Origin of the sequence: Pseudocolwellia agarivorans (genome assembly GCF_002000085.1) — a bacterium.
Lineage (GTDB): Bacteria > Pseudomonadota > Gammaproteobacteria > Enterobacterales > Alteromonadaceae > Pseudocolwellia > Pseudocolwellia agarivorans.
Genome location: NZ_MUZU01000001.1, coordinates 572,562 through 597,610 on the forward strand (window position 1 = coordinate 572,562; position 25,049 = coordinate 597,610).

The following is a 25,049-nucleotide window of genomic DNA, read 5'->3' on the forward strand; positions in this document are numbered from 1 at the left end:
ATTTTCCTTAGCCCACTAGCGAAACAGGCTAGTAGCAATATATTGTTAATTAAAAAGTTAGTTCTAATTAACTTTTTTGGTGAGAAACATAGCATCACCATAACTAAAAAATCTATATTCGTTTGCAACAGCATGTTTATACGCTGTCATAATGTTTTCGTAACCTGAAAATGCACTTACCAGCATCAACAGCGTTGATTCAGATAAATGAAAATTAGTAATAAGCGCGTCAATCACTTCAAACTCATAACCTGGAGTAATAAAAATATCAGTATCACCATAAAACTTAGTTAGTGTTTCATCTTTTTCTTTCGCTGCTTTTGCTGCGCTTTCTAATGATCTAACTGAAGTTGTACCTACGCCAATGACACGACCACCAGCAGCTTTTGTTTGTTTAATTTGTTCTACTACTTCGGCCGGTACTTCTACATACTCTGAATGCATGATGTGATCAGCTATCTCATCAACACGTACAGGCTGAAAAGTTCCAGCACCTACATGAAGAGTAACAAAAGCTAAATTTACACCTTTGCTTTTTAACTGTTCGAGTAATGCATCGTCAAAATGTAAACCTGCCGTTGGAGCCGCAACTGCACCGGGTTTTTCATTGTAAACTGTTTGATACCTTTCTCGGTCGCTTGCTTCATCAGGGCGATCGATATAAGGCGGTAAAGGCATATGGCCAATATCTTCCAACACGGTTAAAACAGATTGTTCGCCATGCACTTCAAACTCAAATAAAGCGTCATGACGTGCCACCATAGTTGCCGTTACTTTATCTTCTAAAATAACCTCAGAACCTACTTTTGGTGATTTACTTGCTCGAACATGCGCCAAAAATCTACGGTCATCAAGTAAGCGCTCTACTAATACTTCAACTTGTCCGCCGGTAGCTTTTTTACCAAACATACGAGCCGGGATCACGCGTGTGTTATTAAATACAAGCAAATCGCCCGCTTGTACTTTGTCGATAATATTTAAGAAATTAAGATCTTCAATATCGCCACTGTTTCCGTCTAACGACATTAATCGGCTAGACGTTCTATCAGCTTTGGGATAACGAGCTATAAGCTCTTCAGGTAATTCAAACGAAAAATCAGCTACACGCATGTTAAAAATATGTACTTTTTAGTATAAAAAAACGCGTAATTTTAGTGCTACAAGCCTTGAATAGCAAGAGAAAACTAGTATTTGAGTGTTTTATCAGCTTAACTTAAGCAACTAATAGCGAACTAAGCTAAATTTAGGTTATTTATACTTGGTATTCATGAAACATACCTCCCTATTTTTGCTTTTTATAATATGCTCATAAAATAGTGGTTATGAGGAATAACAATGGAAAACCTTTCATATGTAATTGCACAAAAAATATTAGACGGTTTTGAACGCCATATTTTTCTTTATAGTGAAATAACACAGTCGGCTAAAACACGTTTTGAACAACGTCAATGGAGCGAAGTTCAAGCTGCCGCTAAACAAAGAACTGATTTTTATGAGCATAGAGTTACTGAGACGTTAGATCAGCTTCATCAAGAATTTAGTATTAATGTTTTAGATGAAGCTTTATGGTTAGAAATAAAAATGGCTTACATCGCCTTATTAGCCACACATAAGCAGCCAGATCTCGCTGAATCTTTTTATAATTCGGTATTTTGTAACTTATTCTCTCGCCAGTATTACCACAACGATTATATTTTTGTAGAAAGCACTGCTTGTCGTTTAGATTGTGAGCAACCCCCTGTTATTTACACTCGATATCAGCCGGCAGAGAAAGGCGTTTTAAATACCATTAAAGATATGATCACCTACCCTAACTTTAATGTGCTTTACGATGATATTGACCGTGATGCCAATATGTTAATTAATACATTTAGACAACGCGCTAAAAAAACCATGTTCCAAATTGAAAACCTACAATTTGATGTATTAAATTTTGTATTTTATCGTAACAAAGGCGCTTATATTATTGGCCGTGTTATTTCACCAGCGGGCATAACTCCTTTTATTATTTCAATACTCAACGATCCTAAAAAAGGACTTTTTATCGATGCGGTACTGACTGATTCAGAAACCATGGCGGTTGTCTTTGGTTTTGCGAGAGCCTATTTTTTTGTAGATTGCCAACATCCTTACGCTCTAGTGAGTTTTTTACGATCTCTTATTCCGCATAAAACGCGTGCTGATCTTTATTCCGCTATAGGTTTTCATAAACAAGGGAAAACTGAGTTTTATCGCGACTTTCTTAATCATTTATCTACCAGTAACGACAAACTTGAACTCGCTCCCGGCATAAAAGGCATGGTAATGAGTGTATTTACTCTTCCTTCTTACCCTTATGTTTTTAAAATAATTAAAGATAAATTTGCTCCCAGTAAAAATATGACCAAGCAAGACGTAAAAGCCAAATATCGTCTTGTTAAACATCATGACCGAGTAGGTCGTATGGCGGATACGATGGAGTATTCCAAAGTTGCTTTTCCTAAAAGTCGATTCTCGGCAGAATTATTACAAGAGCTATATGATGTCGCCCCTTCTATTATTAAGGAAGATGGCGACATGATAGTAATAGAGCACTTATACATTGAACGCCGCATGATCCCACTTAATATATATTTATCTAATGCTAATGATGATGAAATTAGTGATGCAATGTACGGATACGGACAGGCTATTAAACAGTTAATAGCCGCAGATATATTTCCCGGTGATATGCTTTTGAAAAACTTCGGGGTTACTCGTCATGGCCGAGTTATTTTTTATGATTACGATGAAATAACCTATATGAATGAAGTGAACTTTAGAGCCATTCCTGAAGCTAAAACAGAAGAGCAAATTTATGCTTCTGAGCCCTGGTATTCAGTGGCTCCTGCTGACGTATTTCCTGAAGAAATAGCCACTTTTGCTTTATCAAACAAACAGTATCGTGAAGCCTTTATTGCACAACACGAAGACTTGCTTCACGCAAAATACTGGCAAAATGTGCAACATAATTTAAAAAACAAAGTATTCGGCGATGTTTTTCCTTACCCTGACGAACTACGTTTTTGTAATTTATTTAAACAAGCAGACACATAAATGGATAAAACCCCAAGCACACACCTGTGACGTGAGTATTTATTCATCAATATACTCCTATATTTTATGCAACCCCGTAAATTATGTTGAATTATTAAGCGAACGATAAATAATTAGTATTTTATGCTTTACCTTTGGTTTCGCTTGGGTATAATTCCTCTCCGTTGCAGGGGTGTAGTTCCAATTGGTAGAACAGCGGTCTCCAAAACCGACGGTTGGGAGTTCGAATCTCTCCACCCCTGCCATTCTTTTCTTAAGATAATCATCTTAATATTTCATTGTTTTATATTTATATAATCTCCCATTTATCTTTCTGTTGATTGCGATTTCTGTCATTATGTTCATCTATTTGTTTATGGCCTAAATCTCGTATTATTTTTATGACAATAACTCAACGACAATTTAATCACCTAAATGAAATGGGTATAAAAGTATGGCAACAACGTACTTCTTCTGAAGAACAACTTGCTGATAATACCAATAACTCACAAGCCTCTTCACAATTTATAGATCCAAAATTTTTAACTCAACATCTGTTATTTACTGATATTTTACAAAGCATTAATGTATCAATTGGTGAAATTACCATTACAAATAATATGATTGATCTTGGGTTATTTAATTGGCAGTTTATTGAAACCGAATCAATTACATTTGCTAATAGCACACTTAGCACTCCTGTTATCACAGCCTTCGAAAACAGTGTAAAACTGAAAAAAGAGTTGTGGAAAATCATCCAACAAAAAGTATTAAATTAATGACGAGCTTCAACGCAATTACCCCTTCTGATGTAGACCATTTAATGCCTATCGAAACAGCTTGCCACTCTCACCCTTGGAGCGAAAAAACCTTCAACAGTTGTATTGGCGGTAGATACTTTGGCTTTTACCTTGTAGAAAATAATGAAATTGTTGGGTTTTATATTGGTGAGCATGTTGTTGGAGAAGTAACTTTAATGGATATTTGCGTAAGCCCTAACCAACAAGGAAAAGGCTACGGAAAAACATTACTCAATCATTTTTTACAAGAAACAAAAAACCTTACAGCAACAAAAATATGGCTAGAAGTAAGAGCTAAAAACATTAGCGCACAAATGATGTATATTAACCAAGGGTTTACTGAAACAAGCAGACGCACAGGTTATTACCCCAGTGCTAATGGTTTTGGTTACGAAGACGCAATTGTTATGTGCTTAACTCTGTAAAGCGCTATAGCATTACTTATAAAGCGCTTTATGGCATTCAGATAAAATAGAAAGAGCAATAGACTCAGGTAACTGTCCACCAATATCTAAACCAATAGGGCTTGATAGCGGTTTCGATAAACTTTCTATTTTCAAATTTTCATTATCTAATATACGCTCTCTACGATGTATTGGTCCTAATAAACCAACATAAGAAGCACTACTGTGTTGAGCCACTTTTAATGCTTCCCCATCCATCAAAATATTGTGAGTCATAATCACAACCGCATCGACACTATTTAATATATTAGGTTGTTCTAACAAAGCACCTGCGGGTTCTTTAATAATACAGTCAGCATAAGGAAAGTGAGCTTGTCTCGCATAAGCAGAACGCTTATCCACTATTGTTATTTGCCAGCCCATAGTATGAGCTATTTCAACTACGGGATAAGCATCAACTCCACCACCAAAAATCATAATATGCGGCGAAGGTAAAATAGGTGTGTATAACCAACTAGAGTCACCTTCAATTAAAACCGCTTTTGATGAGTAATTATTTGTTTGGCTATTAAATTTATTAATATGTGCTTCAATAGCAGGATGTTCAGTTATTAATGCAGAGGTATCGCAATAAACACTCGATTGTGGCGTACCTTCAACAATTTGTTGAGCGTGCCATAACGTTTTTCTTTCTTTTACCTGTTGAGTTAACTCAACTAACCCTAAATAGTTATTTTGAGTATGAATAGGTTGTAGTAAAATTTTAACTAATCCACCGCAACCAATGCCTAGTTGCCAGCCAATATCGTCTTCATCGGTCATGTCGTAGATAACAATTTTAGCTTGCTGACTATCCATAACCTTTCGTGCATGACGCATAAGATCAGACTCTAAACAGCCTCCGCTTAATAAACCATATTGCTCACCCAAATCACCAAAAAACATCATGGCGCCCGGTTTACGGTATGAGGATCCTTTAATTTCAAAAATAGTACCTAAAACCCATTGCTGTTGATCTCGTTTTGGGTGCCATAAATTAAGTAAAGTAGAGAGTTGGTTATTTTTAGTATTCATGAATTGGACAATAGGCGAGTTTTATCAGTTTTTAGTGAGAAGGAATTTATCACAGCATAATCACCAGCACAAAGGTATATACCCAAACCACCTCAAGATGCTCGTTTCAGGACGACTGTGCGAATCATGTTCAAGGCGCATTTTTTTATTAATAGTTGCTCCCTTAAAAACAGATTGAACGATGATCATGGTTTGCTCAGCCGTCCCTAAAAGGCTGGTTTATAAACGTTTTATGCAGCGTTATTGATTTCGCCAAGGGAGTTAACCATCCTCTTCAATCAATGCCTTGCCTAAAGACGTTTCTAATTCCAGCTGAATCCTGCATCTTGAAGTGGTTTGGGTATACATACTTATTTACAAAGAACTCATTTACACTTATTCAAACGGTGAGGTTATTCATAGTATGCACTTTTCACTAGGAAGTTTTTTAAGTACAACGATCAATTTTACTGGAACAGGTCTACATGCTCTTTAACTTTAGCATTTAAATCAGCCTGCCATTGTAAAGGCATTTCAGTATTCACTTTATTTAAAATTAGGGTCGCTAATTGTTTATCTTGCGGTTCAGTAATAAGCTCTACCGATGTTTTTGCCCATAAATAGGTTTTAGCTAAAAGCTTACCTTTTTTATCGGTATTATCTTCTTCAAACGCTTTTAAATATAAAGCTGATGTGGGTAAATAAGCTTTTTCAAATCCTCTACTGGCTGACTTCTCGTACCAATATAAAGCATCTTTTGTGCTTATCTCTCTTTGAATACCTCTATCGTAATATTGCGCTACGTAATAAGCGGCTTCAGCACTATGTTTATTGGCTGCATCTTGAAAGACTTGAAAAGCTAAAGAAATATCTTTTTCTACATATTGACCATTAAAGTACCATTTACCTAAACTAGTCATCGCGCTTACAGCACCACTATTAGCGGCCTGAACACAAAGAGCTAATCCTTTTTCTTTATTTAACGGGACATATTCTCCTGCCAAATATAACTCTCCTGCTTGGCAAGCAGCAGAAATAATTCCTGATTTATAGGCTGCTTCATACCAAACTAAAGCTTGCTTTTTATCCCCTATAATCCCTTGTAAATAACAATCTCCAAGCTCTTGTTGAGCAGTTGGAATACCATTATTCGCAGCTTTATTATACCAATAACAAGCTTCCTCTCTATTAGCGGGTTTACCCCATCCATTTTTAAGCAATAAAGCTAAAGAGAACTGGGCTAAACCGTTATCTTTATCTGCATATATTTTATATTCATTAAAAGCGGGTAAATATTGTTTTTCAGCCAGAAGCTTATTAGCTTTACTAAGAGATCCAGACCAATCGTCTACCTCATTAGCTATAACTAAACTCATAGGCTGTAGAATAATAAATAAAAAAAGGCAACTTAATAGTTGCCTTAGTTTTATATAAAGGTCTAGTTGCGAGATGGGTAAACACCTTGTAAAGCAATTAACCAAGTTACCGCTAAATAAGGATTTTGCACACTAAAAGCTTGGCTGCCCCCATTATTAGAAACGGTATTGGTTGCCGTACTATCTACAGCAATATTTAACGTTAAATCTACAGCACTGGTACTCATATCAACACTTGGTGCAGCAGAACTGTATATATTTTCTCTTCTTGGGCTATTCGCTAACACATTACCCGTTGGAGTATTTGTTGTGGCATTACCCGCAAGCGCTCTAAGTATTGCTGAGCTTCCACTGGTATCTGCAGTACTCACAACATTTGTAGTCACTACATGGTTATGCGATGGCATATTCGCTATAGATAAAGTTACAGTAGGTGAGCCACCTCTTTGTCCAACATTATAATTAGGTAATCCCGGACCGTTACCACTACCTATAGCTGAGCGACCTCTTAGATCAGGTAGACCAAAGGTTGTTCTGCCATCACCACCATACATTGTCCCCAACAATGAGAAGAGTGCTGAATTCTGTGCAATAGATAATAATTGCCCTTCAGCTTTGGCCCAACTTCTTATAGTAAAGTTACCAGCAAACACACACATACTGCCAAGGTATGCATCTGTCGAACAAGCCATTGCCTTAGAAGGTAAAATAGAGGTAACGATTAGCGCACTTAGTATTTTAATTGTTTGTTTAAGTTTCATTTTTATACCCTTAGTTATTTTTTAGTAAAGTATTTGCGGGTTAGTAAACCCAATGAACCAGTCAAAAACAGCAACATAGTGGCTGGAGTAGGAACGGAAACAGGAGCACCAAGTTTAGTAATTTCTTTTATGTAAATAAAGGCAGTTGAATCAGCTGAAAAAGCTCCTCCATCAAATTCTCCCCCATCCATTTTCAAAAAACCGTCAAAACTATACATGCCGCCAGCTAATAGTGTTACGTCAAAATCAAACAATCCTGAATCACTTATGGCAGCTCCAGAAGTTGCTAACGCAGTTCCATTTTTCTCGTCACCAAAAGCAGCATCAGAGGTTACGTCTGAGAAGAAAAGTTCACCTGCGGTATCTTCTAATACAATTTCAGAATCTACATAAGCATCTGCGCCATCTGCATCAACAGTATTTGAAAAATCGATACCAAAGCTGATCATATAATCATCTACACCTGAGGAATTAGCTAAATCAAAACTAAAACTAAAAAAGAAGTCTTCCATCAAATCAAAAGCGTCTCCCATAGCGACAGCACTTGCACCTACACCGTCTCCGGTCATAGAGAACAAACCACCTTGTGGATTAGCACCTGCAGGCGTTACATCTGTAATAATTGTTGTTGCTGTTGTTCCACCTAATACACTTTTTATTTCACCATTTTGAGAACCCGTACCAGAAAATGGTAGTGAGGTTGTATCAAATTCGGCAAAGCCTGAAATGGTAATGTCTGGAGTGATTAAAGCGGCATGGGATAATTGTGTCGACATCAAGAAGATGCCTGTAATCAGTGAAGATTTAAACGGTATATTCATATTCAATCCTTAAAATTTTGAGTAATAATTATTATGTTTTTTATAAGACTTATCAGAATTGTATACAAAACTTGCATAAATAAAGCCAAAAAAAATTTAGCTAACTAAATGAAAGTATTAAGAAACAGGTCATACCAACCAATAAAGATTAGTGTAAAAAAAGCAGACAGTTATTAAATTATTAATAAGAATCATGTAAGAGGTAACAAATACTACAAAAAACAGATGGTATTAAATAAAGGATAGCTTTAAGGTCGCTTCATTAAAGAATCAACCTATTTTAGCCGTTAGAAATAGGGAGGATTTACATTAAAATTGAGTGTTTCTATTTTTGAATAATAGCTAAATCCGGTAAATTTTCTTTCATGCCTAACGCTTGTTTAACCATTAATTGCTTTACGGGTTTAATATTATCAAACAAGGTCATTCCTAACCCACGTACTACTTGGGTTATTGGATTTTGCGGAGTAAATACCTGTTTAATCGATTCCATTGCAGCAACCATTTCTGCAGCTTCAGACTTTCTCCAGCGTGAATATTGGTTTAATACAGTAGCCTTCGCCCATTGAGTTTGCTCAGGTTGCGCTGTGTGCTTTTGTTTATCGATTTGTTCGCTAATAACTTGTGCTAATGAAGCTGCGTCAAGTAATCCAAGATTTACACCTTGTCCTGCTAATGGGTGAATAGTATGTGCTGCATCTCCCACTAAAACGACTCTATCTTGTGTAAAGCTTTGTGACATTCGCATAGATAAAGGATATGAAAACGTTTTGCTGGTTAATGTAATATTGCCAAGCTTACCATCACTAGCGGCTGTTAATTCTTTCGAGAAATCTTCTGTAGATAAAGCCATTAACCTTTCAGCCTCCTCAGGTGAAGTAGACCAAACAATAGAACATAACTTTTCATCAAATAAAGGTAAAAACGCTAACGGTCCTGTAGGTAAAAACACCTGCCATGCTGTATTTTGATGGCCTTGTTCGCATTGCACTGTAGCGACAATAGCGTGATGGTCGTAATCTCTGAAGGTTATAGGCATATCCATTTGTTTTCTTACCCAAGAATTAGCACCATCAGCACCTACAACTAATTTAGCAGTAATAGGCATTTGCGTAGCAAAACTTGCAAACACTTCGCTATCGCCCATGCCTATATTGGTAATATTTTCATTCGTAAAAAAATTAATGCCGCTGTCTTGCTGAGCTTTATTCCACAATGCGTGACGCACTACTGAATTTTCGATAATCCAACCCAATTGCTCTACATCGCTGGTCCCTAACATTCCAGCAACATCATCTGTTGAAAAAGATAATTTTCCGTAGCCAGCTTTATCCCAAACATGCATATGTTGATAAGGTTGAAGTCGTTGCTCAACAATGTTTGACCAAACATCTAACTGCTCAAAAATTTGCTGACTTGCCATATTAATAGCGCTAACTCGCACGCTGGGTTCATCTGTTATCGGAGATAAAGGGGTTTTGTCAGCAATGGCAACGGTTAATCTTGTTGTTTTTCTGATAGCAAGCGCTAGGGTTAACCCAACCATTCCTGCACCGACAATCAAGATATCAAATTTTTGCATGATGTTTTTTCACTTAAATAAATTGCAATGAACTAAATAAAATAAAGCTAATAGCCCATCGTTTTATTAACAAAGGTGTTTTTAATAACGGGCACGTAATTTAGCACTTTCAAACCAATATTTCTGCCAACAACAAGGGGAAATAAATCGTTTGAAAAAAGTGTGACTAAAGAATCTGTGAGCTTAATTATGTGACGATGGTCTTTTTTACGTGATAGCGCATACTCGGTTAATCGATTAAACGAACCAATATCTTCTTGTTGGCTCAACGCTTGTTCTAACGTTTTAGCTAATATTTGTACGTCGCGTAAGCCTAAATTAAACCCTTGACCAGCAATAGGGTGAATAGTGTGCGAAGCATTACCAATAAGTACCATTCGGTGGTGTATCTGCGCTTGGGCTTGCACTAACGATAAAGGATAAATGTGCCGCTTCCCTACTTTTTCTATACTACCTAACCAACTACCAAACGATCGCTCTAAGGTGATTTTAAATTCCTCGTCCGTTAGTAGCTTCATTTCATCAGCTTGCTCTGGTGTTAACGTCCAAACTAACGAACATCGAGAATTTTCATTCGCTACATTAACCATAGGCAACATGGCAATAGGCCCGTTTTCGGTAAATCGCTCAAACGCTACGCCATGATGAGGTTGCTTGGTAGATACATTAGTAATTAAGGCTGATTGATTATAGTCAGTACGATCACACGCTATATTGGCAGATTGCCGACAAATTGAATTAGCACCATCACAACCAATAAGTAACGAAGCCGAGAGCTGAATTTGCGAGGTTAAAGTGATATCAACTGACTCAGATTTCCATTGAATTTGTTCAATAGAGTCTGGCGTAAACCAAGTTAAATTCTGAGAATTTTTTTCTAGTACTTGGTGTAATGCCAAACCTAACTTAGACATTTCAACAACATAACCTACGGCTGATACGCTATGTTTATCGGCAGTAATACGTGCTTTGCCGTAATAACCACGATCTGAAATATGAATATCTGTTATCGCTTGTGCATGTTCTTGTATCAGCGGCCAAGCATCTATTTTTTTTAAATACTGAGCTGAAGCATGAGATAAGGCAAGCACCCTATCGTCGAATACTGACGTAGTATTTTTAATTAACTGGCCTGTTTTAGTTGCATCAGCAGCTTCAATAATCGCGATAGATAAAGGCTTATTATCTGATGTTTTAAGAGACAATAAACTGAGCGCCATTAAAGAACCCGATAAGCCGCCACCTGAAATAATGACATCAAAGTGCTGTTTAGTGCTGATATTTTCTGATGCTTGCATTTGCCTCTAACACTCAGTTATTTGTAGATTTCATTGAAAAGGTGTGAATTACGAATTTGCCATTAAGGCTTCAATTTGAGCAATCTCTTTTGGCGCATTAACAGTCAAATTTTCATACCCTGTTTCAGTTACTACAATATTATCTTCAATTCTCACTGCAATTCCACGCCACTTTTCTTCTACAGAAAGATCGTCTAACGGTATATACAAACCTGGCTCTATCGTCATTACCATGCCCGGTTCAAACTCGCGTGTTTGTTCGCGCTTATCATTGCTTTTATAGTCGCCTACGTCATGCACATCTAAACCTAGCCAATGTCCTAGACCATGAATAAAGTATTTTTTACAGGCTTTTTCTTTAATTAAAGTACTTAAATCACCTTTTAATATACCTAAGTTATGTAAACCTTCGGTAAGAAAACCACAGGCTATTTTATTTAAGTGAGCTAAAGTACTTTTAGGTTTTATTGATTGAATAGAAATAAGTTGAGCGTCTAACACTAATTGATAAATCGCTTTTTGCTCGTTGGTAAAAACACCATTAATAGGAAATGTTCTTGTGATATCGGCGGCATAGCCAGCAAGTTCACCGCCAGCGTCAATGAGTAATAATTCGTTATTTTTTAACGTATCTGAATTTTCAGTGTAATGAAGAATATTACCGTTATCACCACCCGCAACTATAGTGGTATAAGCAGGAGATTTAGCCCCATTAGATGCAAACTCATGTAAAATATCAGCTTCTATCTGATACTCAAACTTACCAACGGCTGATTGCTTCATAGCGCGTTGATGAGCTACACCACTAATTTTATTAATTTTGCGCATCAGCTCAAGTTCAGCTTCGCTTTTAATTAACCTCATTTCGTGAATAATATTACTGCAATCAATAATATTAGTAGGCGCTTTTTTACCTAAACGAGATTTAGCTTTTACTGCTTTAAGCCAACTAAGCACCTTAATTTCAAACGATTCACTTACCGGTTCAGCTGCACCAATACAATAAAGTAGGCTCGACTTATCAGCCATATATTCAGGAATAAATTCCTCTTGTTTATCAAGAGTAAAACACTCATCAACACCGTAAGCGCTTACGGCTAACTCTTGCCCTACTCTTCGTCCATGCCATACTTCTTGTAACGCATCTTTAGCACGAGAAAATAATACCACCCGATTTGTCTTTTCCTTTATAAGAACAAGCACCGCATCTGGTTCAGGAAAACCTGTTAAATAAAAGAAGTTTTTGTTTTGACAAAAAGGATATTCAGTATCATTACTACGTGTTAATTCGATTGCAGCAGGAAATAAGGCCACACTGTTTTCAGGCATACTGGCAAAAAAACGTTCACGACGAGCCGTAAATTCGCTTAAAGGTAATTCGGTACCGGGTAAATGCGTTTGATTCATATAGGAGTCTTAGTGCGTTTTAATGCAAGGTTTCTTCTTTAGACGTGTTTTCTGGCGGAACACCTAGCTCAGTAAAACACAGTAATGCTGAAATTCGAACATATTCAGCAATTTCGTAATAGGCTTGTTCAGTATCTTCGTCTTCTTCCATTTCGTCAGAAAGGTTAGCAATATCAACAAAGTCGTTCAGTACTTCTTGAACATCTTCAGACAATTTAGCTTTATTTTTTTGTTGTAAACCAAAGCCTAAATTAAACCCTTGTACCCAATGGCCTAATCCGTTTGCTCTTTCCATAATACTGTCGTCGTCATCAGGCAACATAAGTTGAAAGCTGTAAGAGTCGTCTAAAATGTTTTGCCAAATATCACTAAACATAGCTTTAAGAGCAAGCTTAACGGCAGCAGGAAAGCCTTCGCTATTATTAAGCATGTCGTTAATAACAATAATATAATCTGAATCTTCAAAAATATAACCAGCAGATACTAGGCCTGTCATAACCCCATGTACTTCAGATGCATGCATTTTAACATCTTCACTCGTTAATATGCCTTGAATTGTCGCAAAATCGAGTGTTGTTTGATCTGTCATAAAATATTCATTTAATTAAGTAAGTTTACTGCTGAGTATCTTAACATTCGCGCTATTGTGATACTAGAGGATAAAGCTAGGTTGCATCAAAGGTATAGCATGATTATAGTTTATACCAATTCCATTAAGTTTGTTCTCAACTCAGAGCTACATTAGCGAGCTTAAAACAAGCAAAATTATTTAAACATAGTTATTCTATATTTCATTAATTTTGTGCCGTTATAAGTTTGCTAATGAGCTCCCAAGGGCGAGTTTAAAAGGCTTATATGCGGCGTTATTGATTTTGACAAGGGAATAACCATTCTCTTCAATCAATGCCTTGCCTCTAAGCCTTTTAACTCTCGCTGAGTGGGAAAAAACTTAATGGACTTGGTATTACAAGATCATTTTTAATAAGCTTAAATTTTAAATATAGGTATACTCTCCATGATCAGGGTAAGCAAAAATGGAAAAGCGAGATACTAAACAATGAGCCCAAACACTCTAACAATTAACGTTGCGAATAAATCACTGAAAATCGCCTGCCCTGTAGGGGAAGAAAGCGCATTACTTGCTGCTGCCCAAGAATTAAATTTACGTTTTACTAAAGCTAACGATAAAACCTGTGCAAACTCTTCTCTTGAACAATCTATGTTGATGACGGCATTAAACTTATCTTACGACTTATTAAAAGCACAAGAAGCTGCAGAAAAAGAAAAACTCGTATTAGAAAGTAAAATAGAACTTTTACAATCTACAATTGAACAAGCGTTAATACCTACTGAAAAAGCTCCTACCTAATTAAACTCTTAAACATCAAAACTCTGATATATTTTTGTATAAAAAACATTTAAAAAGTCCAAATAAACAACACTTAACACTCATTTACAATTAATGACTTAATACATTAACAAACTTTAGCTATACTAAAGATGTTTTCAGGGTGTTTGTATGTTGACTATGTCCCTGAGCCGATAAGTTTTAATTCAGGAAATTGATTAAACTCTATTGTGCAAGCCCGGCTCGTATCGGGAAGCCTACGGTTTTTTATGATATTTCCGCCCTGAGCATCCGGTGTTCATGGGCTGAAGTTAGCTGCGGCATCCTGGAAACACTCATTTTACTTCTACTCAATATCCCTGTACTTATTCTTTTCTTTTTAATTTACAATATTCCCTATTATTCATAAATATTCATTTAATAACTTTGTCTCTATGACTGTAACTAAAAAAACGTTAAACACACAAATTCAACCTGAGGATCACTCAAATCAACCGATTGGCATATTCGATTCTGGCTTAGGTGGCTTGTCTATTTTGAAGTGTATTAAGGAACAGTTACCAAATGAGCAGCTTATATATATTGCAGATTCTTTGTATGCGCCTTATGGCGACAAATCTGATGATGAAATTATTGAACGAGTTAATGTCATTGCTGATGCACTAATAAAAAAAGGCTGCAAAGCAATTGTGATTGCTTGTAATACCGCAACAGTTATTGCTATTGACCAGTTAAGGCTGCGTGTTTCTATTCCTATTATTGGTGTAGAACCAGCCATAAAACCCGCGGTAGCACTGAGTAAAAATATTGCAATTTTAACGACACAAGCAACGGCTAAAAATAAGCGTTTTTTAGCTTTAGTTGATAAACACAAGTCAGACTCAAACGTGCATATTCAGCCTTGCCCTGGATTGGTAGAACTTATAGAAAACAATCAACTTCATTCAATTAAGTTTGAACATTTACTAAAAGGTTACCTTTTAGAGGTTTTAAAAGAAAATATAGATACTATTGTCTTAGGCTGTACCCATTACCCCTTCTTTTCAGATAAAATTAAACATTTGGTTGATAACCAAATCACCATAATGGAAACGGCTTTACCTGTTACAGAGCAACTTAAGCGCCAACTTATTCAACATCAATTAATAGCTAACACCCACTGTTTTTCTAACAAACAGCTGCAATATCAATTTTTTAGTTCACAGGCTAACAGCGAATTAATCTCAATAATGTCTACGTTATTAAACACTCCTGTCAAGTTATCACCCTTTTAAATTTTTATAAATTTAAGACGTTTAGCCGTCTAGGCGTAAATAATTCTATGAAGTTAATCTGTAAACAGGTAAACTTAGCAAAAATTTTCACCCGATTAATACGCTAATTTCTTATAGTTCGACTAAATTAAACATAATTTATTTTAGGTTTAATTAAGAGAAATACGTAACCGATTAACTTATTGAGGTTTTATGTCTAAACACTTTTTCACTTCAGAGTCAGTATCTGAAGGCCATCCTGATAAAATTGCAGATCAAATATCTGATGCTGTACTTGACGCAATAATCACACAAGATAAACACGCGCGTGTTGCCTGTGAAACTATGGTTAAAACTGGTGTTGCTATTATTTCTGGTGAAGTATCGACAACAGCATGGGTTGATCTAGAAAGAATCACTCGTGATGTTATTAGCAATATAGGTTACACCTCGTCAGATGTTGGTTTTGACGGTGAAACCTGTGGCATTATGAATTTAATTGGCCAACAATCTCCAGAAATTGCTCAAGGTGTAGACCGTGCAAAACCTGAAGATCAAGGTGCTGGAGACCAAGGCTTAATGTTTGGTTACGCCACGAACGAAACTGAAACCTTAATGCCTGCAGCTTTATACTACTCTCACCGTTTAGTTGAGCGCCAAGCTGAAGCACGTAAATCAGGTGTTTTACCTTGGTTACGTCCAGATGCTAAATCTCAGGTAACTTTTATCTATGAAGATAATAAACCCGTTTCGATTGATACCATTGTTTTATCAACTCAGCATAACCCTGAAATTAAACAGGAAGATTTACACGACGCGGTAATGGAAAACATTATTAAGCACGTTATTCCTGCTGAATTATTAACAAAAGACACTAAATACCATATTAACCCAACAGGTAAGTTTGTGATTGGTGGTCCAGTTGGCGATTGTGGTTTAACAGGTCGTAAAATTATTGTTGATACCTATGGCGGCATGGCTCGTCATGGTGGTGGTGCATTCTCTGGTAAAGATCCATCAAAAGTAGACAGAAGCGCAGCTTACGCTGGTCGTTATGTTGCTAAAAACATCGTTGCTGCAGGTTTAGCTGACCGTTGTGAAATTCAAATTTCTTATGCAATTGGTGTTGCAGAGCCTACTTCAATTTCAATCGATACTTTTGGTACTGGTAAAGTGTCTGAACAAAAACTAGTAGAGTTAGTAAGAGAGCATTTTGACTTACGCCCTTACGGTATTACAAAAATGCTAGATTTGTTACACCCAATGTACCAACAAACAGCGGCTTACGGCCATTTTGGTAGAGAACCATTTGAAATGACAGTAGGCGAAGATACCTTTACTGCATTTAGCTGGGAAAAAACAGATAAAGCTGAAGACTTACGTCGCTCTGCTGGTTTGTAATGCTCACTTAATCTCTGAAAAAGCTTTCATATTGAAAGCTTTTTTTATGCCTGTAACATTATCTTTATACAGGCTTTCAACTTAGAACTTCTGCCGTAAGCACAGACTGCAAAGTACTTTTTTTACCTGACTGTTGTAACGACATTTGTAATTTATTGATTATTTCTTTTTGTGGCGAATTTTTATTACTCCACAGTGAAATATACACAAGAACACAATCAGCTTTTATTAAGCTTGGCGTTAAGTCTTTTAGCAAAACATGGTTTTGCCAATTCGTCTTTGTCCTAAATACGCAAGACGATTGAATAAACCACTGGTTAATTGTTGTGTAATATTTTTAGCCCGTAAAGGCCTATTATAATGCCATTGCTATTCATCCTCATTCATAACCAAAAGCTTAATTCATTACATAATGATGAATATAACAATGCAAAGTGAATAACTGTGAATAACTGTGAATAACTGTGAATAGCGAGTAGATACAATATAGTAAAAATATTACTCTGTTTATCCTCCTTCGACGCAACTATTTACAAACCCTTCATATCAATACTTGCAGGTTAAAGGGTCAACTAACTGGATTTTTGTATACTTTACTCTTTCTAAATCAAGTTTGCTGACCCCTTGATTATTTTTTACTTCATATTTTTTAGCGTATTGCTTTAACCATGCTAGGTATGACTTCATATCATCTTCGTTAGCAAAAATAGCTTGGCGATTGTTACCACGCTGTATGACATGCTCAGCAACATTGGCTAAAGAAACCCTTAATTTTCTTGGCATTAACCAACATCCATTATTGATTGTAAATTAAATGCTATAATTATAGCATTTAATTTAACTCTGACCCCTTTTATTTTCTGACCCCTTTTATTTTTGCAAACTGGCCTGAAGGTGAAATAGAGCAGAACGGTTTATTTTACGTATTAGGAGATAACAGTTCAGCTAGTCACGACAGCAGACGTTTTGGCGGTATAAAGCGAACAAATATTGTAGGAAAAGTGAATATAGTGCTGCTTGGTATAGATAACAAGCAGCATATTGAAGAAGACTCTTGGTTACAGGAAGTGAATTAAATTAAGGCACTACCACTGCCAAGCATCTTCTACTTCAATATTACCTGCCTTAACGTCTAGCCACATCTGCTTAAAGTCGGCGATAAACTCTCGCTCATCAAGCACTTTTCGTATTTTATGTACAAAGCGTGTACGGCAAGTATCGCCTTCTTTTTCGGTATCAAAGTAATGGATATTATAAAGCGCTTTATACCCCCCGTCCCGAATCATTTTCCTTGCATCATAGCCTTGCGACTCATCATTAAAGAAGTTTCCATCATCATTTTTACAGCTCAAATACCACCATTCAAATGGTTGTTCATACTGTAATAAAAAACCTTCATGGCCGGGTAAAAAAACGTCTAGACAAAGCCATTTTCCAAATGTAAATAAATCTTGATAACCATTTGCAGTAAGATAACGCTGCCCTTCTCGCTGAAAACGCTCAACACTCTTTAATTGTTTACGCATTTGAACACCAGCGAAGTCAGTATCCTTATAAAGCACATTAAAAAGCGTTACCCCTTTACCATCAAGATAAGGAAAACGATAGCCTTCCATGGTTTTAAAACGAGTCGTAGTTGTCTGAATCTGTGAGCTCTTGAATAGACTATATCCTGTTGTTGCATCCGTTTCTTGAATGAGATCTGAAGTCATATATTCTCGATAAAGCGAATATAAAATAGCCTCATCATTCGAAGGGTGAAGCCATAAAAAACAGAATAGGTCTAAGTGCCTATCATGATTTTCCCATTCTTTTAACGCCTGCCAATTAGGCATTTTACCCTTAAGGTAATATTGTTTGATAATATTAAGTGCTTTTTTAGTTTTTTGACTTAACATTACCTCAATACTAGGCCATTCATCTTTACGGGCTTGTACCCACGCTTTATCTTTTGTTAACCAGAAACTAGTATCTATTGCTTCAAGACTCATCACGCCCTCTTATTTTATTAGTCAATATTTTTTAGATCTTCGTAAAACTCTAATGCTTCATCTGAACCCACATATTCAAGTAATTGTTTGAAATAACTGTATGTATTTCTCAGCATAACTCTATCTTTAGTCAAACCAGAGCATTTTTGTTGTAATAAAATAAAAGAAAATAAAATAAAAGGGGTCAAAATAAAAGAATAAAAGAATAAAAGAGAATAAAAGGGGTCAGAGTTAATTTAAATACCCGTTTCTTTGTTTTTTCTCCAACCTAGAGCTCTACCTCGCTTTTTCTCAGTTACACGCTTACCACTTAATGTTTCTATCGTTTCTTTAAATTTATCATTTCCTAAAGCTAAACCTTTACTTGTCGCTTTTCTAATATTATCAATTAATTTTATATCAACATGTCGTGAGAATAATGCTCGATATTCAAAAAGTCTTTTGTCTTGGTCTTGTGCTATTGATAAATAAAGCGCGTGGGGAGTAACTAAGTCACTTAATTTACCCAATCCATTACAATGATAACTAGACCAACTGTACTGACTTGCCTCATCAACTATACCTGCTCTTACAGGATTTAATTCTATATAACGATAAAGCTCTAATAAATAAACTTCATTTTGAACTAAACAAGAACGATAGCGACCTTCCCATAACGTACCCGAACGTTTATATGTTTTATTAAAGTACATCACATACATTCGTCCCAAGGATTGCATCATTAAAGATATACCTGTACCACTTGAGGGCGTACATAATAAATGAACATGATTGGTCATAAAAACCCACGCATGTATTTTTACTTCATATTTTTTAGCGTATTGCTTTAACCATGCTAGGTATGCCTTCATATCATCTTCGTTAGCAAAAATAGCTTGGCGATTGTTACCACGCTGTATGACATGCTCAGCAACATTGGCTAAAGAAACCCTTAATTTTCTTGGCATTAACCAACATCCATTATTGATTGTAAATTAAATGCTATAATTATAGCATTTAATTTAACTCTGACCCCTTTTATTTCACTGACCCCTTTTATTTCTTTTAATTTAACTCTGACCCCTTTTATTTCTCAACTATTTACAAACCCTTTATATCAATACTTGCAGGTTAAAGGGTCAACTAACTGGATTTTTGTATGCTTTACTCTTTCTAAATCAAGTTTGCTGACCCCTTGATTATTTAAGTGACAACTTTTCATCAAGGTTAAGTTTTACCTTTTTCCTATATGATTAACTAACTCTTAATGTGTTTAGATGGTTCCATTGATTGGTGCAACACATCAATAATATCTATATGGGTATTATTCACTCGATAGTAAATTGTATGTGAGCCTACAAAATTACTGTAATACCCAACGTTTAAATCGTCTCTTAATATTCCTTGTAATGGATTGTTTGCTAGTTCATTAAATCGCTCTCGAATGCTCAGGAGGTAAGTTTTAGTTCTCTTAGTACCAAAACTTTTAATGGAATACGCCCGAATACTTTTCAAACTATTTTGCGCTTCAGGCGATAAAATAAATTGTGCCATTATCCGATCAGTTCTTGCATAAAACTATCACCATCAACGCCTTCCCCTCGATCAAGCTGTGCTTCACCAATTGAAAGTTTCTGTCTTAATAAGTCTAATTTTGTTTCATGCTCTTCTAGAAGACGAAGACCTGCCCTCACAGCTTCACTCGTTGATTCAAACCTACCTTGTTGAATTTTATTTTCAACAAACCCTCCCAAATGATCTCCTAATGTAACACTGGTATTTCTTTGCATAAATCACCTCTCTTATTGTATTACATTCTAATACACCATAAAAGCATGTCAATGATTTGACCTATTCATTAGCATTATCTGTTATTTCTTTGATAACTCTTTGTACAGTGCCGGTACCTAGACCGAGGTTTTTGGCAATTTTAGCATTTCCATTGGTGATTTGGTGCTTTCTCGCAGCTCTATAATTTGTGATTCAATATCTTTTGATAGAGAGTTTCAATTGCAAAGCTGACCCTTTGATATTTCAATGCTTAAGCATTACTTAAACATTGTTCATACAAGCTGAACGTCAATGAGAAACTCACTATTATTACCCGACTTAATATCAAGTCTTTCAAATGTATGCTCGCTAACTACCTTAATATTTTGTAAATGCTTTTTAACTTCGCTGTCGGCTTTATCAGTAACTATTGCCGCTTTATTGATTGTTACATGAATATTGCCGTTGTGCTTTCTGTCTGGCTTACTGGATTGACCTGCTCTGCCTTTTTCATGAGCAAAGTTCGACAATATAATGATGCAATAACGCACAATTTCATCAAGATCGTGATGGGTCATCTCAAGAAAATATTCTTTTTCTCCACTTTCTACTGTTTTTCCCTTTAATTTATGCTTTGGTCTAGGTTTAAGAATAACGTCGGTATGTAAAATAGTAGATTCGGTATCACCCTCGCTAAGTGTATTTTTTTGGCTAATTTCAGCTGGGCTATCACTTCCTTGGGTAATATTATTCGTATTGTCTAAATCAATAGTAACAACGGCTGAATTACGTGAGTTTTGCGTAAAGTGTAAGAACTCTGTATCCCAAAACCATTGTGTATTAGACAGTTTTATTGGTAACGAGAGAGTGGTAAAGCAATAACCACTTTTTTCAGGGAATATAATGGTTTGTTTAATGATTTTACTAACCCTATCAATAATAAGAGCCTTCCCCTTAAACTGAAAGTTAATCAGTAAGTCGTTACCGCTTAATGGATATAGATGGTGCGGTATTTCATCAGCCTCCCAAAAAGGCTCAAGCTCCCATACCACGTTGCCTGTAGTAACATCACGTATTTGTAAAAAGTATTCGCTGGCAATAAATACTTCGTTGCCGTGTAAATCAGCATTACGTACGCAGCAAGGTAGAGTGTCTTTCCATAATGCCTCGCCAGTATCAGCAGAAAATGCGCCTATTTCCATGGGGGTAGGGATTTTTTGGTGACTTATACGTTCAGGCATATTTAAGTAAATAATATTATCAAACAATTGCGGCTCGCCAGTTAAGCCTCTCCTGCCATTACGAGAATACTCTAGAGGTGTTTCCCACACTTTAGTTAAATTTTTGTCGAAACAGGTGAGTGATGCGTTCTCAAATATACCTCGTACTATTACGTGATTATTATATTGGGTTATTGTATCCATCAAACTAAATAAAATACGCTTACTCGGCTCTGGTTCTTTTAAGTTACCAATAACTAAAAAGTCTTTTCGATTAATCACTTCAAGAGCAATGTAGTCTAGTCGGTTTTCATCTAACAATACACCTTCCAAAAAAAGACCTTGTAAGGTATTTACATCTTTATAGGGTTTTGACTGAATTGGTAAGTAAGAATACATATTTATATTGTTTTCTTCATACTTTGACCAAAAAGAATTGAACAAGTAACGTAATTCTTGATGATCACCCAATGAAAATCTATTTTGCGCAGGTAGCCATTTACCCTCGTGTTGCTGGTATATGTAGTTACGTGTTCTAATATAAAGCTCATCGCTTACACACGGCCAAGCGGTACTTTCAAATTCTTCAATTGTTACGGTATACATTAATTAATCCATCACTATTATTTTGTTTTTTATATTGTCTATAAAATTAGGGGAAATTTGATCTTTGATAAGTTGATCAACTGCTTTCGAAGATATACGATAAAACTCATTTAATGGTTTATAAATTTTAAAAATAGCTAAAGTCAAATTAAATACATTTCAGCCATACTATCGAGTTTCCTCTATTATATTCTCAAGAGCGCCCTATTTAGTTGTTCAACTTGTTACTTAAAATATCATTGTATAGACTAACCTTTATTAAGATAAACGAATCTCTATTAATAAAGGTGTATTGACTTTTTGTTTAGGTAGCAATTTATATTTAGTCTGCCTTGCTTTAGATGTTTTTCCAAGCGATAAGTACGGTTGGTATAATCCTGAACCTTTGCATAAAGTATTTATTTGATACTCCTTTAGTTATTACCTACAGTTCTTCATTGAAAAAAAGCCTGTTTGCCCCTATCTTGGTTACATCAATTATTTTTAGTTAAAGTAAATGAAAGTAATTACGTAAATTCACTGTCGAATACAGTACCTCTTGAGTATAAATATAAACATGCGAAACCCTAGAATTTATCAAAATACGCCTCTTAATATTGGCGAAACCGTTGACTTAAACAATGACGCTTTTGGTCATACCGTTCGTGTACTGCGTTTACAAAATGGCGATAGTGTCACTCTGTTTAATGGTATAAACCTGAGTGATGATAGCAGCCCAGCTAAATATGGCGATTATGAAGGTGAACTTGTTAATGTAAGCAAAAAAAGTGCTCAAGTGTTGATTAAAAGCTTTATCGAAAAATCAGTCGAATCCCCTCTTAACATTCATCTTGGTCAAGGTGTTTCACGAGGTGACCGTATGGATTTTACCTTACAGAAATCAGTTGAGCTGGGCGTAAATACCATTACCCCACTTTTTACTGAACGATGTGGAGTAAAGCTTAACGGCGAACGATTACAAAAAAAAATAGACCAATGGCAAAAAATAGTAGTTAGTGCATGTGAACAGAGTGGTCGTTGTGTTGTTCCTATTGTTAAGCCGGCTATTCAATTAAATGAATGGTTAGCCCAAGAAACCTCAGCCTTAAAGCTAAATTTGCATCCCAAAGCACAACACTCCATCATGAATTTACCCAATGATAATGACCGTGTAAGGTTATTAATTGGTCCTGAAGGTGGCTTGAATGATGATGAAATTACACAAGCAAACGACTCAGGCTTTATTGATGTATTACTTGGGCCGCGTGTACTAAGAACAGAAACAGCAGCTTTAACAGCTATTACCGCTTTACAATGTCGTTACGGCGACATCAAATAAAGTTATAAATAACGAATTAAATTAGGAAGTAAAATGACAATAAAACTTGGCATAGTAATGGATCCTATTTCACAAGTAAATGTGAAAAAAGACTCATCAATGGCAATGATGTTTGAAGCGCAAAAACGTGGTTACGAAATTTATTACATGGAAATGAATGACCTCTATCTAGACCGTGGTCAATGTCGCGCTTCAGCAAGCATAGTTAAAGTATATGATAACCCTGAGCACTGGTATGATTTAGAAGAAGCTAAAGATATTGCCGTAAGTGAACTAGACGCAGTATTGATGCGTAAGGATCCTCCGTTTGATACTGAGTTTATTTACGCCACTTACATGCTTGAAAGAGCTGAAGTTGAAGGTACACTTATTGTTAATAAGCCACAAAGTTTACGCGACTGTAACGAAAAACTATTTACCGCATGGTTTGCTGATTTAACGCCTAGAACCTTAGTTACCCGCAGCAGCAAGTTAATTCGTGATTTTCATCAAGAAGAAAAAGACATCATCATCAAACCGCTTGACGGCATGGGCGGATCATCTATTTTCAGAATAGGTCCTAACGATCCTAACGTAGGTGTAATACTTGAAACACTTACTAACCACGGTAGCCAATATGCTATGGTGCAAGAATACATGCCGCAAATTACCGACGGCGACAAACGTATTCTTATTGTAAACGGTGAACCTATGCCTTATTGCTTAGCGCGTATTCCAGCACAAGGTGAAACACGTGGTAATTTAGCCGCAGGTGGACGCGGTGAAGCTCGACCACTAAGCCCAACCGATAAACTCATTGCTGATACGATTGGTCCTGAATTGAAGAAACGCGGGTTATACTTTGTTGGTTTAGACGTAATAGGCGATAAAGTAACAGAAATAAACGTAACTAGCCCAACATGTATTCGAGAAATAGAAGCCGCTTACCCAATTAATATTAGTGGTAAATTAATGGATGCTATTGAAGAAAACATTCGAACTAAATAACTTTAATAGAAAAAATAGCTCTACGCGACTAACAAAAAGATAAGTTAACACTATGATTAATTTTGAAAACCAACTCCTTATTGCGATGCCAGCATTAAACGACTCTTATTTTAATAGAAGCGTTATTTATGTATGCGAACACAATGATGAAGGCGCGATGGGGCTAATTATCAACTTGCCAATAAATATGACCTTAAACGAACTACTGGAACATATTGAGGCAGATGTTGGATCAAACCCTGTAATGAATCAAAAAGTACTCACAGGCGGCCCAGTATCGACACAACGAGGCTTTGTATTACATAGCCCACAAAAGGGCTGGCAAAGCTCTTTAGCGCTAAGTAGCGACGTTATGATCACCACCTCTAAAGATATACTTATGGCTTTAGGGACTGAAAGCGCACCAGAAAAGTTTTTAGTCACTTTAGGTTATGCTGGCTGGAGCCCAGGGCAATTAGAAGAAGAAATAAAAGAAAACTCTTGGCTAACCATAGATGCCGATAACGATATTTTATTTAATACTCCCATTGAACAACGCTGGAAAAAAGCTACTGAAAAACTTGGTATAGATATCGCTCACCTTTCAAACGATGTAGGTCACGCATAAAAAATTGCGATAG

At 36.2% G+C, this 25,049-nt stretch carries 25 protein-coding genes, 1 tRNA gene and 1 other RNA gene; 12 read left to right on the plus strand and 15 right to left on the minus strand.

Going from position 1 to position 25,049, the window contains the following annotated elements; genetic code table 11:
- Positions 1 to 63 precede the first annotated feature (63 nt).
- A complete protein-coding gene (queA, locus tag B0X80_RS02410; RefSeq protein ID WP_077338217.1) occupies positions 64 to 1,110 on the minus strand; it encodes a tRNA preQ1(34) S-adenosylmethionine ribosyltransferase-isomerase QueA in 1,047 nt (348 codons plus the stop codon).
- Between the two features lie 225 nt (positions 1,111 to 1,335).
- Between queA and aceK the strand changes: the two genes are divergently transcribed.
- The 4 genes from aceK (at position 1,336) to rimI (ending at position 4,279) form a co-directional block, all read left to right on the plus strand.
- Positions 1,336 to 3,075: a bifunctional isocitrate dehydrogenase kinase/phosphatase gene (gene aceK / locus B0X80_RS02415; protein ID WP_077338218.1), complete on the plus strand. Its 1,740-nt coding sequence runs from the start codon at positions 1,336 to 1,338 to the stop codon at positions 3,073 to 3,075.
- A 168-nt stretch (positions 3,076 to 3,243) separates the two neighbouring features.
- Positions 3,244 to 3,320 (plus strand) — tRNA-Trp (locus B0X80_RS02420).
- A gap of 135 nt (positions 3,321 to 3,455) precedes the next feature.
- Complete coding sequence (locus B0X80_RS02425) at positions 3,456 to 3,833, plus strand: DNA polymerase III subunit psi (protein WP_077338219.1); 378 nt, start codon at positions 3,456 to 3,458, stop codon at positions 3,831 to 3,833.
- On the plus strand, positions 3,833 to 4,279 hold the full coding sequence (gene rimI / locus B0X80_RS02430; RefSeq protein WP_245825368.1) for a ribosomal protein S18-alanine N-acetyltransferase: 447 nt from the start codon (positions 3,833 to 3,835) through the stop codon (positions 4,277 to 4,279). The genes B0X80_RS02425 and rimI overlap by 1 nt, the downstream gene beginning before the upstream one ends.
- A 12-nt stretch (positions 4,280 to 4,291) precedes the next feature.
- Here the strand turns inward: rimI and B0X80_RS02435 are convergent, their stop codons facing one another.
- The 8 genes from B0X80_RS02435 to B0X80_RS02470 all read right to left on the minus strand — a co-directional run bounded on the left by B0X80_RS02435 (position 4,292) and on the right by B0X80_RS02470 (position 13,145).
- A complete protein-coding gene (locus tag B0X80_RS02435; protein WP_077338220.1) occupies positions 4,292 to 5,332 on the minus strand; it encodes an XdhC family protein in 1,041 nt (346 codons plus the stop codon).
- Positions 5,333 to 5,778: 446 nt separating this feature from the next.
- The gene (locus B0X80_RS02440; protein ID WP_077338221.1) at positions 5,779 to 6,687 is read right to left on the minus strand and encodes a tetratricopeptide repeat protein; all 909 of its coding nucleotides are present in this window, start codon (positions 6,685 to 6,687) and stop codon (positions 5,779 to 5,781) included.
- Between the two features lie 62 nt (positions 6,688 to 6,749).
- Positions 6,750 to 7,448, minus strand: a complete 699-nt coding sequence (locus tag B0X80_RS02445) for a phage tail protein (protein WP_077338222.1) — start codon at positions 7,446 to 7,448, stop codon at positions 6,750 to 6,752.
- Between the two features lie 14 nt (positions 7,449 to 7,462).
- Entirely contained in the window at positions 7,463 to 8,269 is an 807-nt protein-coding gene (locus B0X80_RS02450; protein ID WP_139345281.1) for a hypothetical protein, read from the minus strand.
- 325 nt (positions 8,270 to 8,594) lie between these two features.
- Positions 8,595 to 9,851: a UbiH/UbiF/VisC/COQ6 family ubiquinone biosynthesis hydroxylase gene (locus B0X80_RS02455; protein ID WP_077338224.1), complete on the minus strand. Its 1,257-nt coding sequence runs from the start codon at positions 9,849 to 9,851 to the stop codon at positions 8,595 to 8,597.
- A gap of 47 nt (positions 9,852 to 9,898) precedes the next feature.
- Positions 9,899 to 11,149 carry a 2-octaprenyl-6-methoxyphenyl hydroxylase gene (gene ubiH, locus B0X80_RS02460; RefSeq protein ID WP_077338225.1) on the minus strand — a complete coding sequence of 417 codons (1,251 nt, stop codon included), beginning with the start codon at positions 11,147 to 11,149 and terminating at the stop codon, positions 9,899 to 9,901.
- A 48-nt stretch (positions 11,150 to 11,197) separates the two neighbouring features.
- Positions 11,198 to 12,556 carry a Xaa-Pro aminopeptidase gene (pepP, locus tag B0X80_RS02465; protein WP_077338226.1) on the minus strand — a complete coding sequence of 453 codons (1,359 nt, stop codon included), beginning with the start codon at positions 12,554 to 12,556 and terminating at the stop codon, positions 11,198 to 11,200.
- 19 nt (positions 12,557 to 12,575) lie between these two features.
- Positions 12,576 to 13,145 carry a UPF0149 family protein gene (locus tag B0X80_RS02470; RefSeq protein ID WP_077338227.1) on the minus strand — a complete coding sequence of 190 codons (570 nt, stop codon included), beginning with the start codon at positions 13,143 to 13,145 and terminating at the stop codon, positions 12,576 to 12,578.
- Positions 13,146 to 13,613: 468 nt separating this feature from the next.
- On the opposite strand from B0X80_RS02470, the gene B0X80_RS02475 reads away from it, so the two are divergent.
- From B0X80_RS02475 to metK, 4 genes are all read left to right on the plus strand, one after another.
- Positions 13,614 to 13,925, plus strand: coding sequence for a cell division protein ZapA (locus tag B0X80_RS02475; protein ID WP_077338228.1), 312 nt, complete (start codon positions 13,614 to 13,616; stop codon positions 13,923 to 13,925).
- A gap of 131 nt (positions 13,926 to 14,056) precedes the next feature.
- A non-coding RNA gene (gene ssrS, locus B0X80_RS02480) (6S RNA) lies at positions 14,057 to 14,240 on the plus strand.
- A 98-nt stretch (positions 14,241 to 14,338) separates the two neighbouring features.
- On the plus strand, positions 14,339 to 15,178 hold the full coding sequence (gene murI / locus B0X80_RS02485; protein WP_217697123.1) for a glutamate racemase: 840 nt from the start codon (positions 14,339 to 14,341) through the stop codon (positions 15,176 to 15,178).
- A gap of 192 nt (positions 15,179 to 15,370) precedes the next feature.
- The gene (metK, locus tag B0X80_RS02490) at positions 15,371 to 16,558 is read left to right on the plus strand and encodes a methionine adenosyltransferase (RefSeq protein WP_077338229.1); all 1,188 of its coding nucleotides are present in this window, start codon (positions 15,371 to 15,373) and stop codon (positions 16,556 to 16,558) included.
- Positions 16,559 to 17,104: 546 nt separating this feature from the next.
- Here metK and B0X80_RS02500 read toward each other — a convergent pair.
- Complete coding sequence (locus tag B0X80_RS02500; protein ID WP_077338231.1) at positions 17,105 to 17,341, minus strand: hypothetical protein; 237 nt, start codon at positions 17,339 to 17,341, stop codon at positions 17,105 to 17,107.
- 116 nt (positions 17,342 to 17,457) lie between these two features.
- Between B0X80_RS02500 and B0X80_RS20680 the strand changes: the two genes are divergently transcribed.
- Positions 17,458 to 17,634 carry a S26 family signal peptidase gene (locus B0X80_RS20680; RefSeq protein WP_425439686.1) on the plus strand — a complete coding sequence of 59 codons (177 nt, stop codon included), beginning with the start codon at positions 17,458 to 17,460 and terminating at the stop codon, positions 17,632 to 17,634.
- A 9-nt stretch (positions 17,635 to 17,643) separates the two neighbouring features.
- Here B0X80_RS20680 and B0X80_RS02505 read toward each other — a convergent pair whose 3' ends face one another.
- The 5 genes from B0X80_RS02505 to B0X80_RS02525 form a co-directional block, all read right to left on the minus strand.
- Entirely contained in the window at positions 17,644 to 18,549 is a 906-nt protein-coding gene (locus tag B0X80_RS02505) for a hypothetical protein (RefSeq protein WP_077338232.1), read from the minus strand.
- A gap of 236 nt (positions 18,550 to 18,785) precedes the next feature.
- Complete coding sequence (locus B0X80_RS02510; RefSeq protein WP_077338233.1) at positions 18,786 to 19,496, minus strand: transposase; 711 nt, start codon at positions 19,494 to 19,496, stop codon at positions 18,786 to 18,788.
- 289 nt (positions 19,497 to 19,785) lie between these two features.
- The gene (locus B0X80_RS02515) at positions 19,786 to 20,082 is read right to left on the minus strand and encodes a type II toxin-antitoxin system RelE/ParE family toxin (RefSeq protein WP_077338234.1); all 297 of its coding nucleotides are present in this window, start codon (positions 20,080 to 20,082) and stop codon (positions 19,786 to 19,788) included.
- Complete coding sequence (locus tag B0X80_RS02520; RefSeq protein ID WP_077338235.1) at positions 20,082 to 20,318, minus strand: type II toxin-antitoxin system ParD family antitoxin; 237 nt, start codon at positions 20,316 to 20,318, stop codon at positions 20,082 to 20,084. Before B0X80_RS02520 ends, B0X80_RS02515 begins: the two co-directional genes overlap by 1 nt.
- 273 nt (positions 20,319 to 20,591) lie before the next feature.
- Positions 20,592 to 22,124, minus strand: coding sequence for a hypothetical protein (locus B0X80_RS02525; RefSeq protein ID WP_077338236.1), 1,533 nt, complete (start codon positions 22,122 to 22,124; stop codon positions 20,592 to 20,594).
- A gap of 556 nt (positions 22,125 to 22,680) precedes the next feature.
- Between B0X80_RS02525 and rsmE the strand changes: the two genes are divergently transcribed.
- The 3 genes from rsmE to B0X80_RS02540 are packed head-to-tail and all read left to right on the plus strand — an operon-like array spanning position 22,681 to position 25,036.
- Entirely contained in the window at positions 22,681 to 23,442 is a 762-nt protein-coding gene (gene rsmE, locus B0X80_RS02530; RefSeq protein WP_077338237.1) for a 16S rRNA (uracil(1498)-N(3))-methyltransferase, read from the plus strand.
- 33 nt (positions 23,443 to 23,475) lie between these two features.
- Positions 23,476 to 24,429 (plus strand): glutathione synthase, encoded by a 954-nt coding sequence (gene gshB, locus B0X80_RS02535; protein WP_077338238.1) that lies wholly within the window; start codon positions 23,476 to 23,478, stop codon positions 24,427 to 24,429.
- A gap of 52 nt (positions 24,430 to 24,481) precedes the next feature.
- Positions 24,482 to 25,036 (plus strand): YqgE/AlgH family protein, encoded by a 555-nt coding sequence (locus B0X80_RS02540; RefSeq protein ID WP_077338239.1) that lies wholly within the window; start codon positions 24,482 to 24,484, stop codon positions 25,034 to 25,036.
- The last annotated feature ends 13 nt before the right edge of the window (positions 25,037 to 25,049 follow it).

Coding starts and splice junctions, on each gene's coding strand:
- queA (WP_077338217.1), bottom strand. CDS start 1,110: ATGCGTGTAGCTGATTTTTCGTTTGAATTACCTGAAGAGCTTATAGCT.
- aceK (WP_077338218.1), top strand. CDS start 1,336: ATGGAAAACCTTTCATATGTAATTGCACAAAAAATATTAGACGGTTTT.
- B0X80_RS02425 (WP_077338219.1), top strand. CDS start 3,456: ATGACAATAACTCAACGACAATTTAATCACCTAAATGAAATGGGTATA.
- rimI (WP_245825368.1), top strand. CDS start 3,833: ATGACGAGCTTCAACGCAATTACCCCTTCTGATGTAGACCATTTAATG.
- B0X80_RS02435 (WP_077338220.1), bottom strand. CDS start 5,332: ATGAATACTAAAAATAACCAACTCTCTACTTTACTTAATTTATGGCAC.
- B0X80_RS02440 (WP_077338221.1), bottom strand. CDS start 6,687: ATGAGTTTAGTTATAGCTAATGAGGTAGACGATTGGTCTGGATCTCTT.
- B0X80_RS02445 (WP_077338222.1), bottom strand. CDS start 7,448: ATGAAACTTAAACAAACAATTAAAATACTAAGTGCGCTAATCGTTACC.
- B0X80_RS02450 (WP_139345281.1), bottom strand. CDS start 8,269: ATGAATATACCGTTTAAATCTTCACTGATTACAGGCATCTTCTTGATG.
- B0X80_RS02455 (WP_077338224.1), bottom strand. CDS start 9,851: ATGCAAAAATTTGATATCTTGATTGTCGGTGCAGGAATGGTTGGGTTA.
- ubiH (WP_077338225.1), bottom strand. CDS start 11,149: ATGCAAGCATCAGAAAATATCAGCACTAAACAGCACTTTGATGTCATT.
- pepP (WP_077338226.1), bottom strand. CDS start 12,556: ATGAATCAAACGCATTTACCCGGTACCGAATTACCTTTAAGCGAATTT.
- B0X80_RS02470 (WP_077338227.1), bottom strand. CDS start 13,145: ATGACAGATCAAACAACACTCGATTTTGCGACAATTCAAGGCATATTA.
- B0X80_RS02475 (WP_077338228.1), top strand. CDS start 13,614: ATGAGCCCAAACACTCTAACAATTAACGTTGCGAATAAATCACTGAAA.
- murI (WP_217697123.1), top strand. CDS start 14,339: ATGACTGTAACTAAAAAAACGTTAAACACACAAATTCAACCTGAGGAT.
- metK (WP_077338229.1), top strand. CDS start 15,371: ATGTCTAAACACTTTTTCACTTCAGAGTCAGTATCTGAAGGCCATCCT.
- B0X80_RS02500 (WP_077338231.1), bottom strand. CDS start 17,341: ATGCCAAGAAAATTAAGGGTTTCTTTAGCCAATGTTGCTGAGCATGTC.
- B0X80_RS02505 (WP_077338232.1), bottom strand. CDS start 18,549: ATGAGTCTTGAAGCAATAGATACTAGTTTCTGGTTAACAAAAGATAAA.
- B0X80_RS02510 (WP_077338233.1), bottom strand. CDS start 19,496: ATGCCAAGAAAATTAAGGGTTTCTTTAGCCAATGTTGCTGAGCATGTC.
- B0X80_RS02515 (WP_077338234.1), bottom strand. CDS start 20,082: ATGGCACAATTTATTTTATCGCCTGAAGCGCAAAATAGTTTGAAAAGT.
- B0X80_RS02520 (WP_077338235.1), bottom strand. CDS start 20,318: ATGCAAAGAAATACCAGTGTTACATTAGGAGATCATTTGGGAGGGTTT.
- B0X80_RS02525 (WP_077338236.1), bottom strand. CDS start 22,124: ATGTATACCGTAACAATTGAAGAATTTGAAAGTACCGCTTGGCCGTGT.
- rsmE (WP_077338237.1), top strand. CDS start 22,681: ATGCGAAACCCTAGAATTTATCAAAATACGCCTCTTAATATTGGCGAA.
- gshB (WP_077338238.1), top strand. CDS start 23,476: ATGACAATAAAACTTGGCATAGTAATGGATCCTATTTCACAAGTAAAT.
- B0X80_RS02540 (WP_077338239.1), top strand. CDS start 24,482: ATGATTAATTTTGAAAACCAACTCCTTATTGCGATGCCAGCATTAAAC.